Source organism: Bacillus sp. NP247 (genome assembly GCF_018966865.1).
In the GTDB taxonomy this organism is placed as follows: domain Bacteria; phylum Bacillota; class Bacilli; order Bacillales; family Bacillaceae_G; genus Bacillus_A.
Genome location: NZ_CP076653.1, coordinates 355,430 through 369,334, shown reverse-complemented (window position 1 = coordinate 369,334; position 13,905 = coordinate 355,430). Strand labels below are relative to the sequence as shown.

Here is a 13,905-nt window from a genome sequence, read left to right as displayed (position 1 = left end):
TTTAAGTGTATGGAGTTTAATAAAAATTGTTTATAAAGGAGCGTTAAAATAAATGATTAATAATGTTGGTCAAATTATGTTGTATGTGAATAACCAAGATGAAGTGAAGAAATTTTGGACAGAAAAAGTAGGGTTTAGTGTAATTTCAGAGGAAGATAACGGTCAAGGAATGCGATGGATTGAAATTGCTCCGACGAAAGAAGCTGAAACAAGTATTATTCTCCACAATAAAGAGTTAATTGCTAAAATGCAGCCAGAGTTAAATCTTGGTACACCTTCTTTAATGTTCTTCTCAAAAGAATTCGATCGTTTATATAGTGATTTAGTAAATAAAAAAGTTACAGTCGGAGAAATTGTAAATATGCCTTCAGGTAGAATATTTAATTTTGCAGATAGCGAAAATAATTATTTTGCAGTAATGGAAAAAAAGTAAATTTCAATTCAAATTATGAGTGCGATGCTTGAATAAAGGCATCGCATTTTTCTTTATTATAAAAGGCAGTTTACGAGGTATTCGGGGTACACCTTTATTATAAATCTACATTATATTTCTGTAATGCAGAGTTACTTTATGTCTATATATAATGATATATAGACATAAAGTATTATGATATAGTTACAAGAAAGGAGGGGTAATAAATGGAAATTGTTCACGAAAGAGCAAAGTTACGGTTAATTGATAGCAATGATGTCGAAAAAATGTTTTCAATCGTGGAAGGAAATCAAGAAATTTGGGCGTATTTAATCTTTAAAATGGATACTGTTCAAGATATGCAGCAATATGTTCAAAAGGCGATAAAAGCTTATGGGGCAGGGAAGGATTTGCCATTTGTTGTTGTGGATCAAAAGACGAATGAAATAGTAGGGAGTACACGCTTATATAACATTTCAGTTGAAGATAAGACGGTGGAATTAGGGCAAACGTGGTACAACCCAAGTGTGCAACGTACGAGTATGAATACAGAGTGTAAGTATATGTTATTACAATATGCTTTTGAAAAATTGCATATGAGGAGAGTACAAATTAAGACGGATGCACGAAATGAAAAAGCACAAAGAGCAATTGAAAGACTCGGTGCAGTAAAAGAGGGTGTACTTAGAAATGAAAGAAAATTGCCGAGCGGGCATGTTAGAGATGCAGTTGTGTACAGTGTTATTGCAAGTGAATGGCCAGCTGTAAAAGAACGGTTATTAGAAAAATTAGAGTCTTATAAAGAAAAACGATAATTCATATTAAGAAAGGTGTATTGATCGTCAAGATGAAAAATATACCTTTTTTCTTACAAAACGGTTACGTCTTTTATTTACTTTTGTTTCATCATTCCATTATGATAAAAAATTCGTTACAATGTAGTTGTATGGTAATAAACTTATGAATTACAAAAACGTAATGAAAACCGCAAACGAAAAATGAATTGATAATCCTCAATTTTAAATGAAAACCCTTTAATACATATATAACAAGAAAAATTCCTTCTTTTAAACAAATTCAAACAAAATGATTTGATATATACGTTTTTATATAGAAGTATGGATGATGTACGGAGGCAGTTATAAATGAAAGAAAATATGAAAAGTATGAAAAGTAAGAAAAGAAGAATCTTGCAAGTGTTCTTGCTTATGATTTGTTCTATTATTTTATATGTAAGTTATGCAGCTTACGATATTTGGAGTTATCGCTTTAAAACAGAAGATGATGTGAAGACAGATGCTGGTATCGTACTAGGAGCAGCTTCATGGAACGGAAAACCATCTCCTGTATTTAAAGAAAGAATCAATCATGCGATTTCTTTATATAAGAACGGAAATATTAAAAAGATTATTTTTACAGGTGGTACAAAGTTTGAGACGGAGCTTGAGGAAGCGCGTACTGCTAGGGCGTATGCACTTAAAAATGGTGTAAAAGAAGACGATATTTTAATTGAAACAAAATCCCTTTTCACTGAAGAGAATTTAAAGAATGCGAAGGAAGTTGGAATAGAGAATGGAATACGCACCTATACGATCGTGAGTGATCCACTTCATATGAAACGTGCAATGAGAATTGCAAAACACATTCAAATTGAAGCATATGCATCACCAACGCCAACGTCAGCGTATAAAACGTTAGATACAGAAATCCCATTCTTTTTTAAAGAATTATTCTCGTATATTGGATATGTAGCCTCTTTGCCATTAAAGGCGTTGAAAGGGGATTGATATAAGAAAAGAACCTATCCTTGAATAGGAACTTTTCTTATTGTTCAAAAACATTGTATTTTTATCGGAATAGTGAAACAATAGAGAGGTAGCTTCATATAATCATAATGACAAAATGAACGGTTTATGAATCGAACATAAAGGAGATTATAGTATGGCACTCTCATTTGTTGAAACAGAAGAACAATCTTTCATTATTGAACAAATAAATAAATTGATTCCGAAGTTCATGGAAAGAGAGCATCAACTAAGTGAATTAGGATCATTTCCGTATGAAAATATGAATGATTTGAAAGATATCGGATATACGAAATTAACGTTACCGAAGGAATTTGGTGGTAGTGCAATTTCTTTATATGACTTCGTTTTATTTCAAGAGAAAATTGCGGAAGGCTGCGGAGCTACTGCATTATCGATTGGCTGGCATCTTGGTATTGTAAAGGAATTAGCTGAAAACCGTTCTTGGGATGAGGAAATGTTCACTTGGTTTTGTGAAGAAGTGCGTAATGGCGCACTCTTTAATCGAGCAGCGACAGAGCCGAATACAGGTAGTCCTACGCGCGGCGGGAAACCAGAGACGTTAGCTGTCAAAAAAGGTGAGAAGTGGATTATAAACGGAAGAAAAACGTTTACGACAATGGCGCCAGTACTTGATTATTTTATCATTTCAGCAAGTATTGAAGGCCAGGAAGAAATCGGAGAGTTTGTCATTCCGAAGAATACGATAGGCGTAACAATTGAAGAAACGTGGGATAGTATCGCAATGCGAGGAACTGCGAGCCATGATCTCGTTTTACAAAATGTAGAGATAGAGAACCGCTTTTTTACGGATGTATTGGGCGGAAAAGTGAAACAAAAGGGTATTGGCTGGTTGCTACATATACCAGCATGTTATTTAGGAATTGCACAATCAGCAAGAAATTATGCAGTTCAGTTTGCGGGATCATACAAGCCAAATAGTTTAAATCATTCTATTAGTTTATTGCCGAATGTTAGAAGATTAGTTGGAGAATTAGAACTTGAGCTTATGCAAGCTCGTGTCTTTTTATATCAAATTGCGAAAAAATACGATGAGGCAGAAGATAAATTATCATTGCAAGCGGAACTAGCAGCAGTGAAATCCGCTGTAACGAATGCGGCAATATCTATTGTAGATAAAGCTATGCGCATCGTAGGAGCGAAAAGTTTATCAGAAAAAAATCCGCTTCATCGCTATTATTTAAACGTCAGAGCAGGACTGCACAATCCGCCGATGGATGATGCAACATTATCTATATTAGCGGATGCGGCGTTTCGATCGTAATTTTTAAAGCTTACATTTTTTTGTTTATGGACAATATAGTTGTTTTGAAAGCACGGGTTTGATTAGTAATCAAATCCGTGCTTTTTATTCGCTTGATATACTAGTTTAAAATGCAGCGTTTTAATATAAATAATCATTATGATTTTGTGAGTGTTCCTTGATGGAAAAACATTTGCCATTTTCCATCTATCAGTTTCCAAATGGAACTTCGCAAGGGATTCTGCATTCTAGTTTCATCTCTTACACGATATGTCGCCAACACGGTACCTTCCGATAAAGAGTATATTTCAAAATTAGAAAGAGTCATTTCTCTCACGCTAAGTCCACTTCCACCAACAAAATCTTTCTTATACCAAACATTCCCCGAACTACCAAATTCAAAAAAATCGTCTGCAAGTAATTTGTCTAGTTCTTCTGGTGCTGTACGAGTTTTAGGTTCTAATAGCTTTTCCTCTAGTTCACATAAATGCTTTTTTAATTCAGAGTTCTTTTTCACGTGATCATCCCCATATATTAATTATTGTACAAAAACTAAACTGCTCTTTTTAACTAACGAAAAGAATTTTGACTAGTTAGATAATTGTTTGCGTATTATTATAATGCCAGTATAGAAGCGTTGTAAACATTTGTCGTATCTAATCCCAAATTAAAGGTCTTTCCAAGTTAACCATTCGTAAATATTGTAAAAATTGCCCTGCATGGACCGCATCATGATAGGCAATTCGTAAAAGCATATCACCTAAATATCTTTGATAGCCAACATCACTTCGATCAATAAGGGTTGAATCTAGCTCAGTTATACTTATGGATTGAACATATTCTATGAAGTCAGTAAAGTATGATTGTGCCAATTCAATTTCTTTTTTTACACAAGTAATTGGCTCGTCATCATACGGGATATGTATGTCATTTATTGAGCCTTTGTTTTTTAAAATCATATGATAGTAAAAAGTTGAGGTCCAAACATGACGAATCATCTCACCAAAGGACATGGCCTCATGATCAGGCTTCCAATTAAGAAAATTATCGGGAAGAGAATTCCATAATTTTTCTGAGCGCCTTCTCGTTTCTTTCAAATTTAATATACTAAGATCAATTGCATTCATAATACATTCTCCTTTACTATTAAACTTAAAATAATTGTATCAATTTAACAGTTAGGGTATCATCGAAATATGAATGTATATCCGAATATCTCATATATAGCTAAACTAATTGCTGAACCTACAAGAGCAATTATTTTAGATTGTTTAATGAATAATCAGGCACTACCTGCAAGCGAATTGGCTTATATGGCAAAAGTGTCACATCCAACGATTAGTTCTCATCTTTCTAAATTAGTAGAGGGGAATCTACTTACAGTTGAACAACATGGTAGACATCGTTACTATCGACTTGCTAATCAAGAAGTAGCAGAAGTTCTTGAAAAGTTAGGAACAATCGCACCAACAGCCCAAGTTCGTTCTTTAAAACAATCGGATCAACTAAAACAAGTTCGTTATGCTCGAACTTGCTATGATCATCTTGCAGGCAAACTCGGAGTAGAGATAACTGAAAAATTACTAGATAGGGAATTTATAATTTTAGAGGAAGGAGAATACATTGTAACGGAACAAGGTAAGCAATGGTTTCTGAATCTTGGAATAAATATTGAAACGGCAGATATAAAGAGGCGGGTATTTGCAAAACCTTGTCTTGACTGGAGTGAACGACGCTACCATATTTCTGGTTGGTTAGGATCTGCGATAGCAAAACTGTTTTTTGAACAGGAATGGATTACAAAAACGGATAAAACTCGAGCCGTCCATCTTACAAAAAAAGGTATGAAGTTATTGAAAGACCAATTAGGCATTGACATGGAAAATAAAAAAGTCCATCAAAATGCAGTGCCTCCTGTCGAGTAAACAGTATGAAATAACCTGAGTTCTATATTTATATAGACTCAGGTTATTTCATACTGTTTAAAAGTCTTTGATGATATTTGCGCACGGCAACTTTACCCTCATTCGCTTTACGGAAAGAGGCTAAATGAAAACAAAGTAGTAGAAGCAATTCTATTAAATTAGTAATCATATTCATTGAAAATTATGCGTAAGAATATAGTAAATGAAGGGAGATATAAAATGAATAAAGTGAAACTGAAAGTATTAAATGTAAGATATATAGTGATATGTTTTTTATTCACGATTATATGTATTCTCACTTCATTCTTCATTTCTAGTAATTCAAACGTATTTAAATCGTATTATATTAATCAGTTATTGGGAACGAATTCTACTAAAGGTCTTATGTATATGATAGGAAGTGAAAATCGTTATTTTGCAGAAGAATTTCATAAAGAAAAAGGACGAGCGTCTCTGGAATCTTTTTTGCTTTCACTTTCTACAAACATTAATGTAAATGATCTCCGAAGTTTATTAACTCGAGAACTTCCAAATATGAATCAATTTTATTCGGAAATATTAATTGCTGGGGAAGGAACAGATTATACGAACATTCCTGAAGAATCCAGTATTCCTTTAGAGAATATTAAAGATAAAGGATCTGCTATTGAACGCCCAAAGAGTGGGAAAGAAAACAATTCTACTGGTGAAAATTCAAATACACAAAATAACGGTGAAAATAAGGTTTTTATTTATCATACACATAGTTGGGAGTCGTTTATTCCTCTAATTCCAGGTGCCGCTATACCCGATGATGCTTCTAGTACAAATAATGAAGTGAATATTACGTTTGTTGGAAATTATTTAAAACAAAAGTTAGAAGAAAAAGGAATCGGTGTTTCACATGATACGACAAATATGAGGGATTTTCTGCGAAATAAAAATTTAAATTGGGCCCAATCTTACAAAGGGTCCCGTCAAATATTACAAGATAAATTAATACAAGATAAAAATATTATGTTTCCAATGGACCTTCATAGGGACGATGCGCGAAAAAATACTACAACAAAAAATATTAACGGAAAGAATTATGCTCGGCTCTATTTTATTTTAGGACGAGAAAATCCTAGCTATGAAAAAAATAAAAAAATAGTAACAGCAATAAATTCATATTTAGACGAGAAGTATTACGGTTTAAGTCGAGGGATTTTTATTAAAGATCGTAAAAGCGGTAACGGAGTATATAATCAAGACCTATCTCCAAATGCATTACTTATTGAAATGGGAGGGGTAGATAATACACCAGAAGAATTATATGCTTCCGTTGACGCATTAGTAGAAGCATTTAGCCACTATTATAATGAAGTAACTAAGAAAAATAACTAAATATATAGGGGAAACCTAGTGTTTTTGTAAAATAAAAAGGAGTAACACCTAGTCTGAAGTTCTAGGAGGTTACTCCTTTTTTATAGAATTATCAATTTAAAAAATCTTTCTTTTCATTCTTCTTTTTATAGTTTTAAAGGAGAAAGCTAGGTTTCTTATTTTTACTAATGTTATAATAAGAAAAAAGCACGAAAAGAGGTCATCTCATGCTAGAGGTTATTGCAACATGTTTAGAAGATGTAAAACGAATTGAACGAGCTGGCGGGAAGCGAATTGAATTAATTTCATCTTATACAGAAGGCGGTTTAACGCCGAGTTATGCATTTATTAAAAAAGCGGTAGAAGCAGTACATATACCGATTCACGTTATGATTCGTCCGCATGCAAAGTCTTTTATATATACGGAAGAAGAAATTGAAATGATGAAAGAAGATATTGTAGTTGCTCAGAAATTAGGAGTAGCTGGTGTTGTATTAGGTGTATTAAATGAACGAAATGAAGTGGATGAAGAGAAACTAGCGGATTTATTATCTGTGGTAGATGGGATAAATGTCACATATCACCGAGCAATAGACGACACAGAAAGTCCAGCAGAAGCGATGAGAACTTTAAAGAAGTTTCATAAAGTGACTCACGTCTTAACTTCAGGTGGGCAAGGAAATATAGTTGATAATATTCCGGTGCTTACAGAAATGCAAAAGGTAAGCGATGGTCAAATTCAACTTGTAGCTGGAGCTGGCGTGACGAAAGAAAATATAAAGCGATTGCTAGATGAAACTGGAATTTCGCAAGCTCATGTCGGTACAGCGGTAAGAGAAGGGAAATCATGTTTTGCTGAAATTGATCCTAATTTAGTACAGGAATTAGTTCAAATCATACAATAAACACGTAAGAAAGAGGAGAAACGATGAAGGAAAATACTAAGAAAGAATTATTCTCATGGGCTAAAACGATAGGATTTACCCTTGTATTAATCGCTATTATTCGCGGTGTTTTATTTACACCGTCATTAGTACAAGGTGAATCGATGATGCCCACTTTAGAAAATAACGAACGAGTTCTTGTGAATAAGATTGGTTATAGTATAAGTGGATTAGACCGTTTTGACGTTATTGTCTTCCACGGAAAAGAAGGGTACGATTTAGTAAAACGAGTAATTGGTTTACCAGGTGATACAGTTGAGTATAAAGATGATGTTTTATATGTAAACGGAAAAGCGATGGAAGAACCGTATTTAAAAGAATTTAAAGAAAAGGCGTCTGGTCGTGTATTAACTCCTGATTTTACGTTAGAACAAATCACAGGGAAAACGAAAGTGCCAGAAGGCCAAGTGTTTGTTTTAGGAGATAATCGTGAAGTTTCTAAAGACGGTCGTATGTTTGGATTTATTTCAGAAGATGAAATTGTCGGAAAAGGACAAGCTGTTTTCTGGCCGTTGAAACAAGTGAGAGCGTTATAAAGCAAAAAGTATGGGAGAAATATTCTTCCATACTTTTTTTGTGTCTTATTTATTTAAATGTTTGGCTTGGCTATAACTTGAACTTTTGAAAGAGAACCATCATTATTTCTAAAATTGATCTTGTATTCACCTTCAGGAAGCCAATCACTCCAATTTATACTAAATTCACTTATTGCTTGTTCCTCAGGTTTTAAAGTTCCATCAATCATCCAAGAATCTTTAGCGTTATATAAAGTGTAACGAAGAGGAGAATCGCCTATATTTTTTACAAGAACGCTTAAGTCATCCCCATGAGAGTAGTTAAAGCCAGAAATACTTGATCCGAAAAAATGAATTTCTTCGTCCGCTATTTTATGATGTTGTGCAACTTTAGCGGTTGAATGAGTATCTTCATTTGTCGCAAAAATCACATTATAACCTATACAAAAAGATAACATAATTGCAGGAATCACTAGCAGTTTTTTCAAAAGAAACACTCCTCACATTTTGTTGTACATATACCATAATAAATAAAAATATTAGAAATGTAATAATTTTATATAAGAATTTACAAATTAATTTAATTATTTACGTTTTTTAATTAACTGACAAAATATATAGGATAATGAACGTGAAAAATATATTGATAGAATTGAGAGAATATTTTATAATTTTAAATTATATATTCGTTTCGAAAAACGGAATTGAAGTTCCGAAATTCGGAACGCGAAGGAGATAGGATGAATATAAATAAAACGGCAGTTAAGACAATGGATATTTTAGAGTTGTTTTATGAGTATGAGGAGCTAAGTTTAACAGAGATGGTTCAGCTTACGAATATGCCGAAAACATCTGTTTATCGTTTAATTGGCTCTTTAGAAGAAATGGACTTTTTACAAAAAACAGAAAAGGGCAAGTATCGTCTCGGAGTCATTTTTTTACGATTTGGTCAACTTGTTTCACAAAGGTTATCCGTAAGAAATATTGCGATTCCTTATATGAAAGAGCTTAGAGATAGTTTAGGGCAAGCAGTAAATTTAATTATTCAAGATGGTAATGACGCAATTTATGTTGAGAAGATGGAAGGAATTCAGCCGGTACGTGTTTATACGGCGGTTGGAAGAAGAGCACCACTGTATGCCGGAGCATGTCCGAGAATTTTACTATCGTATTTTTCTGAGGAAGAGAAAAGAAAGTACGTAGAGGAAACAGATTTACAGCAGTTTGCGGATGGAACGATTGTGAATAAGGAGCATTTACTAGAAGTGTTACATATGGCAAAACAAGCTGGATATACAATTAGTTATTCTGAATTAGAAAATCATACAGCGGCTATAGCAGCGCCAATTTTTACAAATGATGGAACGGTTGTAGCTGGCATTAGTATTTCGGGATTAGCAATTGAGTATAGCGAAAGTAACATTTCATATTTTACTGCGAAAGTGAAAGAAACAGCGAATCGCATTTCGAAAGAACTCGGCTTTTTGGCATAGAAAGAGGGAGTGGGATGAAATTTTCTGCGTTAGGGGATCAAGCAATTATTGTTACATTTGGTGAAGAAATTGGGATGGATATATACGAAAAAGTACAACGATTATTTCAAGCGCTGAGGCGGCATCCGTTTGCAGGAATGGTTGAATGCGTTCCATCGTTTACTTCATTAGCGGTTTATTACAATTTGTACGAAGTATGGAAGGAAAATGATAGAAATATAAGACCATATGATTACGTTTGTCAGTATATACGGGAGCTGTGTGATTCTTATAAAGAAGAAGTGAACCGAGATGTGAAACATATTTCTATACCAGTGTGTTACGGGGGAGAATATGGACCTGATTTAGAAGAGGTTGCGCATTATCAAGGCCTACAAGTAGAGGATGTTATTCGAATACATAGTGAAACAACATATTTCGTGTATATGTTAGGCTTTACGCCTGGCTTCCCTTATTTAGGGGGATTACCGAAAGAACTAGAAACACCTAGAAAAGAAACACCAAGGCTACAAATTGCTCCTGGTTCAGTAGGTATTGGCGGAAATCAAACAGGTATTTATCCGCTCGAAACACCAGGAGGCTGGAATATTATCGGCCGAACACCTATTTCTCTATTTAATCCAAAAGAAGAAACACCAACATATATTCAAAGTGGTATGTATTTACGATTTATACCAATAACAAAGGAAGAGTACGTATCGCTTGAGGGGGATAAAGAATGGATGTAGAGGTTTTGCATGCAGGAATGTTTACAACAGTCCAAGATTTAGGACGATCTCATTATCAACAATACGGTGTACCTGTTGGCGGGGCTATGGATAAAAATGCACTCAGGATGATTAATATGTTAGTAGGCAATGAGGAGAATGAGGCTGGACTCGAAATTACAATAATGGGACCTAAATTGTTAATAAAGAAAACGACATTGCTCGCGATTGGTGGAGCAGATATGGAACCGTTATTAAATGGAGAACGCATTCCATTATGGCGTCCCATATTAGCTGAAGAAGGAAGCATGCTTTGTCTCGGAAAAGCGAAAAGCGGTTGCAGGGCGTATGTGACTTTTGCGGGTGGTATAAATATTGGTCATACGATGGGAAGTAAAAGTACTTACATACGTGCTGCTCTTGGTGGTATTGAAGGGAGAATGCTGAAAAAAGGAGATTATTTTCAAATTGGTACAGGGGCAGAAGTTGCAAGTCGCTTCATTCAAAATTTACAAGAAGAAAAGCGTATAAAAACGAAGTGGGAAATTTGTAACAATGCTTTACCAAAATATAAGAAGCATCCTATTCTTCGCGTTATAACAGACTTTGAATATGATCAATTTACAGAAGAAAGTATAAAGTCGTTTTTTTCGAAAGAGTATAAAGTATCCAATTATGCTGATCGCATGGGATATAGGCTTGACGGAGATGTTTTAAATAGAGTGGAAGAGATAGAAATTTTATCGAGTCCCGTTACATTCGGAACAATTCAAGTACCGAATAGTGGACAGCCTATTATATTAATGGCGGATAGACAAACGACAGGTGGTTATCCGAGAATTGGAAATGTAATTTCAGTAGATTTACCTCTTCTAGCGCAGCTGAAACCAGGAGACTATGTAACTTTTGAAAAAATAACTATGGAAGAAGCTACACAATTATATATAAAGCAGGAAACAAGTATGAGTCTATTAAAGAAATTCATCGCTTTACGAAGCTGAGATTAGGAGGAAAACATCGTGACTACAATCGATTTAAACTGTGATTTAGGAGAAAGTTTTGGAGCTTATAAAATGGGGAATGATGATGAAATTCTTCCGTTCGTTTCCTCTATAAACGTTGCTTGTGGTTTTCATGCTGGTGATCCGACCGTTATGCGGCAAACAGTTGAAAAAGCATTACAACATAATGTAGCAATAGGAGCACACCCTGGATTTCCTGATTTAATTGGATTTGGGAGAAGGAACATGCACGTTTCAGCAAGTGAAGTATACGATTATGTTTTATATCAAATTGGCGCATTAGAAGGATTTGTTAAAGCTGCCGGTGGGAAGATGCAACATGTAAAACCGCACGGTGCCTTATATAATATGGCGGCAATTGATTCGGAAATTGCGGATGCAATCGCAAAGGCAATTTATCATATTAATCCTGGATTATTACTTTACGGATTAGCGAATAGTGAAGCGTTCATACGGGCTGCGGAAAAATATAATATAACTCTCGTACAAGAAGCTTTTGCTGATCGTACGTATAAGCAGGATGGAACTTTAACGAGCCGTACAGAAGAAAATGCTCTTATAAAAAATGAAGATGAAGCGATAAAACAAGTACTTCAAATGGTGAAAGAAGGGTATGTAGAATCGGTTAATGGGGAGAAAGTAGCAGTTCGGGCGCAAACGATATGTTTACACGGGGACGGAGAGAAAGCAGTCCAATTTGCGGGAAAAATATACAGAACATTCGAACTTAATGGTGTTTCTATATGCGCACCGAAATAAAGTGAAACTTTAATTAGCGGGATTAAAAATGGGAGGAAGTGTTGAAATTGATAAAATTAATTGGGATTTTACTTGTTGCGGTTGGTTTTTTATTTAGATTAAATACACTGTTAGTAGTTATGGTTGCAGGTATTGTTACTGGTATGGTTTCAGGCTTAAGCTTTTATGATGTGATTAGCATGTTCGGTAAATTTTTCATAGAAAATAGATACATGTCTATGCCGATTATACTAACTTTACCGGTAATCGGAATTTTAGAACGTTATGGTTTAAAAGAAAGAGCAGAAGCACTTATAACGAAATCAAAAGGAGCAACAACTGGAAAAGTATTAATGTCATATTTTACGATAAGAGAATCATCAGCAGCACTTGGACTTAATATTGGTGGTCATGCGCAAACGGTAAGACCGCTTGTTGCGCCAATGGCAGAGGGAGCTGCGCAAGGTAAATACGGAAAACTTCCTGAAAAATTAAGAGAAAAAATCAAAGCGAACGCAGCAGCCGCGGAAAACACAGCTTGGTTTTTCGGAGAAGATATTTTTATCGCAACTGGTGCCATTTTATTAATGAAAGGCTTCTTCGATTCAGTAGGTATGCATGTCGGAGTATGGGATATGGCGCTTTGGGGCATTCCAACTGCAATATCTGCACTTATTGTGAGCTGGATCAGGTTTAGAAGGTTTGATAAGTATATAGAGAAAACAATGAAGGCAGAAGAAAAACAAGAGAAGGAGGCAATATAATATGAACATCATAACTATGGATACAATTTATTATGTACTAGGTATAATCGTCGCCTTTATCGCTGTGCGTATCGCATTCGATCGTGAACATCCAAACCGATTCGGTTCTAGCTTATTTTGGGCATTGTTTGCAGTTACATTTTTATTCGGAAATGTAATCCCTTCGTTTTACGTTGGTTGTATTGTGCTCGCTATGGTCGTTTTAGCTTCACTCAATAAAGTAACAAAATCTGAGGAGAAAGAAGTACCAGTACAAGAACGTGTGAAACATGCTGAGAAATTAAAGAATAAAATTTTTATGCCTGCACTATTAATACCTATTTTTACAATTATCGGAACGTTAACGTTAGGAAAAATCAAATGGGGAAATGTTGCACTTGTTGATCCAGATAAAGTAACATTAGTTGCATTAGCGTTAGGAGCATTACTCGCATTCATTGCGGCGATGCGTATTACGAAATCCAAAATAACAACGCCTGTTCAAGAAGGAAGTAGATTATTACAAGCTGTTGGTTGGGCAGTTATTTTACCACAAATGTTAGCGGCACTTGGCGGTATTTTCGCGAAGTCTGGTGTTGGCCAAGTTGTTTCTGATTTAGTCGGACAAGTGTTACCGACAGAATATCCATTCGTTGCTGTTATGGCATATTGTTTAGGAATGATGCTATTTACAGTCGTAATGGGAAATGCTTTCGCAGCGTTTGCAGTAATTACTGGCGGAATTGGCTTACCTCTAATTGTACAAATGCACGGCGGGAATCCAGCAATTATGGCAGCGCTTGGTATGTTTGCTGGATATTGCGGAACGCTGCTTACTCCAATGGCAGCAAACTTTAACATCGTTCCGGCAATGCTTTTAGAACTGAAAGATAAGAACGCTGTTATTAAGGCGCAAGTACCGATTGCTCTTTCCATTTTCATTATCAATATGTTTATCATGTACGGCCTTGTATATCGTTTCTAATTAGGAGA

At 35.0% G+C, this 13,905-nt stretch carries 17 protein-coding genes; 14 read left to right on the top strand and 3 right to left on the bottom strand.

Annotation, left to right across the window (positions count from 1 at the left end; genetic code table 11):
- Positions 1 to 52: 52 nt before the first annotated feature.
- The 4 genes from KPL75_RS02030 to KPL75_RS02015 all read left to right on the top strand — a co-directional run bounded on the left by KPL75_RS02030 (position 53) and on the right by KPL75_RS02015 (position 3,502).
- A complete protein-coding gene (locus tag KPL75_RS02030; RefSeq protein ID WP_219919202.1) occupies positions 53 to 433 on the top strand; it encodes a VOC family protein in 381 nt (126 codons plus the stop codon).
- Between the two features lie 206 nt (positions 434 to 639).
- Positions 640 to 1,227 (top strand): GNAT family N-acetyltransferase, encoded by a 588-nt coding sequence (locus KPL75_RS02025; RefSeq protein WP_219919201.1) that lies wholly within the window; start codon positions 640 to 642, stop codon positions 1,225 to 1,227.
- A gap of 330 nt (positions 1,228 to 1,557) precedes the next feature.
- Positions 1,558 to 2,199, top strand: a complete 642-nt coding sequence (locus KPL75_RS02020; protein WP_219919200.1) for a YdcF family protein — start codon at positions 1,558 to 1,560, stop codon at positions 2,197 to 2,199.
- A 154-nt stretch (positions 2,200 to 2,353) separates the two neighbouring features.
- Complete coding sequence (locus KPL75_RS02015) at positions 2,354 to 3,502, top strand: acyl-CoA dehydrogenase family protein (protein WP_219919199.1); 1,149 nt, start codon at positions 2,354 to 2,356, stop codon at positions 3,500 to 3,502.
- Between the two features lie 136 nt (positions 3,503 to 3,638).
- Here KPL75_RS02015 and KPL75_RS02010 read toward each other — a convergent pair whose 3' ends face one another.
- Entirely contained in the window at positions 3,639 to 3,998 is a 360-nt protein-coding gene (locus KPL75_RS02010) for a nuclear transport factor 2 family protein (RefSeq protein ID WP_219919198.1), read from the bottom strand.
- A gap of 139 nt (positions 3,999 to 4,137) precedes the next feature.
- A complete protein-coding gene (locus KPL75_RS02005; RefSeq protein WP_219919197.1) occupies positions 4,138 to 4,608 on the bottom strand; it encodes a DinB family protein in 471 nt (156 codons plus the stop codon).
- Positions 4,609 to 4,677: 69 nt separating this feature from the next.
- Between KPL75_RS02005 and KPL75_RS02000 the strand changes: the two genes are divergently transcribed.
- From KPL75_RS02000 to lepB, 4 genes are all read left to right on the top strand, one after another.
- On the top strand, positions 4,678 to 5,406 hold the full coding sequence (locus tag KPL75_RS02000; RefSeq protein ID WP_219919196.1) for an ArsR/SmtB family transcription factor: 729 nt from the start codon (positions 4,678 to 4,680) through the stop codon (positions 5,404 to 5,406).
- Between the two features lie 219 nt (positions 5,407 to 5,625).
- Entirely contained in the window at positions 5,626 to 6,771 is a 1,146-nt protein-coding gene (locus KPL75_RS01995; RefSeq protein ID WP_219919195.1) for a stage II sporulation protein P, read from the top strand.
- A gap of 206 nt (positions 6,772 to 6,977) precedes the next feature.
- A complete protein-coding gene (locus tag KPL75_RS01990) occupies positions 6,978 to 7,655 on the top strand; it encodes a copper homeostasis protein CutC (protein ID WP_219919194.1) in 678 nt (225 codons plus the stop codon).
- A 23-nt stretch (positions 7,656 to 7,678) separates the two neighbouring features.
- A complete protein-coding gene (lepB, locus tag KPL75_RS01985) occupies positions 7,679 to 8,230 on the top strand; it encodes a signal peptidase I (protein WP_002013664.1) in 552 nt (183 codons plus the stop codon).
- 53 nt (positions 8,231 to 8,283) lie between these two features.
- Here the strand turns inward: lepB and KPL75_RS01980 are convergent, their stop codons facing one another.
- Complete coding sequence (locus KPL75_RS01980; RefSeq protein WP_219919193.1) at positions 8,284 to 8,697, bottom strand: hypothetical protein; 414 nt, start codon at positions 8,695 to 8,697, stop codon at positions 8,284 to 8,286.
- Between the two features lie 252 nt (positions 8,698 to 8,949).
- Between KPL75_RS01980 and KPL75_RS01975 the strand changes: the two genes are divergently transcribed.
- From KPL75_RS01975 to KPL75_RS01950, 6 genes are read left to right on the top strand one after another with little or no spacing between them, the layout of a single operon-like run.
- On the top strand, positions 8,950 to 9,702 hold the full coding sequence (locus KPL75_RS01975; protein WP_219919192.1) for an IclR family transcriptional regulator: 753 nt from the start codon (positions 8,950 to 8,952) through the stop codon (positions 9,700 to 9,702).
- Between the two features lie 14 nt (positions 9,703 to 9,716).
- Positions 9,717 to 10,430, top strand: a complete 714-nt coding sequence (pxpB, locus tag KPL75_RS01970) for a 5-oxoprolinase subunit PxpB (protein ID WP_219919191.1) — start codon at positions 9,717 to 9,719, stop codon at positions 10,428 to 10,430.
- Positions 10,421 to 11,410, top strand: a complete 990-nt coding sequence (locus tag KPL75_RS01965) for a 5-oxoprolinase subunit C family protein (RefSeq protein WP_219919190.1) — start codon at positions 10,421 to 10,423, stop codon at positions 11,408 to 11,410. Before pxpB ends, KPL75_RS01965 begins: the two co-directional genes overlap by 10 nt.
- Positions 11,411 to 11,428: 18 nt before the next feature.
- Positions 11,429 to 12,190 (top strand): 5-oxoprolinase subunit PxpA, encoded by a 762-nt coding sequence (gene pxpA / locus KPL75_RS01960; protein WP_219919188.1) that lies wholly within the window; start codon positions 11,429 to 11,431, stop codon positions 12,188 to 12,190.
- A gap of 47 nt (positions 12,191 to 12,237) precedes the next feature.
- A complete protein-coding gene (locus KPL75_RS01955) occupies positions 12,238 to 12,933 on the top strand; it encodes a DUF969 domain-containing protein (RefSeq protein WP_128854174.1) in 696 nt (231 codons plus the stop codon).
- Between the two features lies 1 nt (position 12,934).
- The gene (locus tag KPL75_RS01950; RefSeq protein ID WP_201034008.1) at positions 12,935 to 13,897 is read left to right on the top strand and encodes a DUF979 domain-containing protein; all 963 of its coding nucleotides are present in this window, start codon (positions 12,935 to 12,937) and stop codon (positions 13,895 to 13,897) included.
- The last annotated feature ends 8 nt before the right edge of the window (positions 13,898 to 13,905 follow it).

Bases quoted from the DNA above. Each gene is read 5' to 3' on its own strand.
- KPL75_RS01950 (WP_201034008.1), top strand. From the start codon at position 12,935: ATGAACATCATAACTATGGATACAATTTATTATGTACTAGGTATAATC.
- KPL75_RS02000 (WP_219919196.1), top strand. From the start codon at position 4,678: ATGAATGTATATCCGAATATCTCATATATAGCTAAACTAATTGCTGAA.
- KPL75_RS02015 (WP_219919199.1), top strand. From the start codon at position 2,354: ATGGCACTCTCATTTGTTGAAACAGAAGAACAATCTTTCATTATTGAA.
- KPL75_RS02005 (WP_219919197.1), bottom strand. From the start codon at position 4,608: ATGAATGCAATTGATCTTAGTATATTAAATTTGAAAGAAACGAGAAGG.
- lepB (WP_002013664.1), top strand. From the start codon at position 7,679: ATGAAGGAAAATACTAAGAAAGAATTATTCTCATGGGCTAAAACGATA.
- KPL75_RS02030 (WP_219919202.1), top strand. From the start codon at position 53: ATGATTAATAATGTTGGTCAAATTATGTTGTATGTGAATAACCAAGAT.
- pxpB (WP_219919191.1), top strand. From the start codon at position 9,717: ATGAAATTTTCTGCGTTAGGGGATCAAGCAATTATTGTTACATTTGGT.
- KPL75_RS02020 (WP_219919200.1), top strand. From the start codon at position 1,558: ATGAAAGAAAATATGAAAAGTATGAAAAGTAAGAAAAGAAGAATCTTG.
- KPL75_RS02025 (WP_219919201.1), top strand. From the start codon at position 640: ATGGAAATTGTTCACGAAAGAGCAAAGTTACGGTTAATTGATAGCAAT.
- KPL75_RS01965 (WP_219919190.1), top strand. From the start codon at position 10,421: ATGGATGTAGAGGTTTTGCATGCAGGAATGTTTACAACAGTCCAAGAT.
- KPL75_RS01975 (WP_219919192.1), top strand. From the start codon at position 8,950: ATGAATATAAATAAAACGGCAGTTAAGACAATGGATATTTTAGAGTTG.
- KPL75_RS01995 (WP_219919195.1), top strand. From the start codon at position 5,626: ATGAATAAAGTGAAACTGAAAGTATTAAATGTAAGATATATAGTGATA.
- KPL75_RS01990 (WP_219919194.1), top strand. From the start codon at position 6,978: ATGCTAGAGGTTATTGCAACATGTTTAGAAGATGTAAAACGAATTGAA.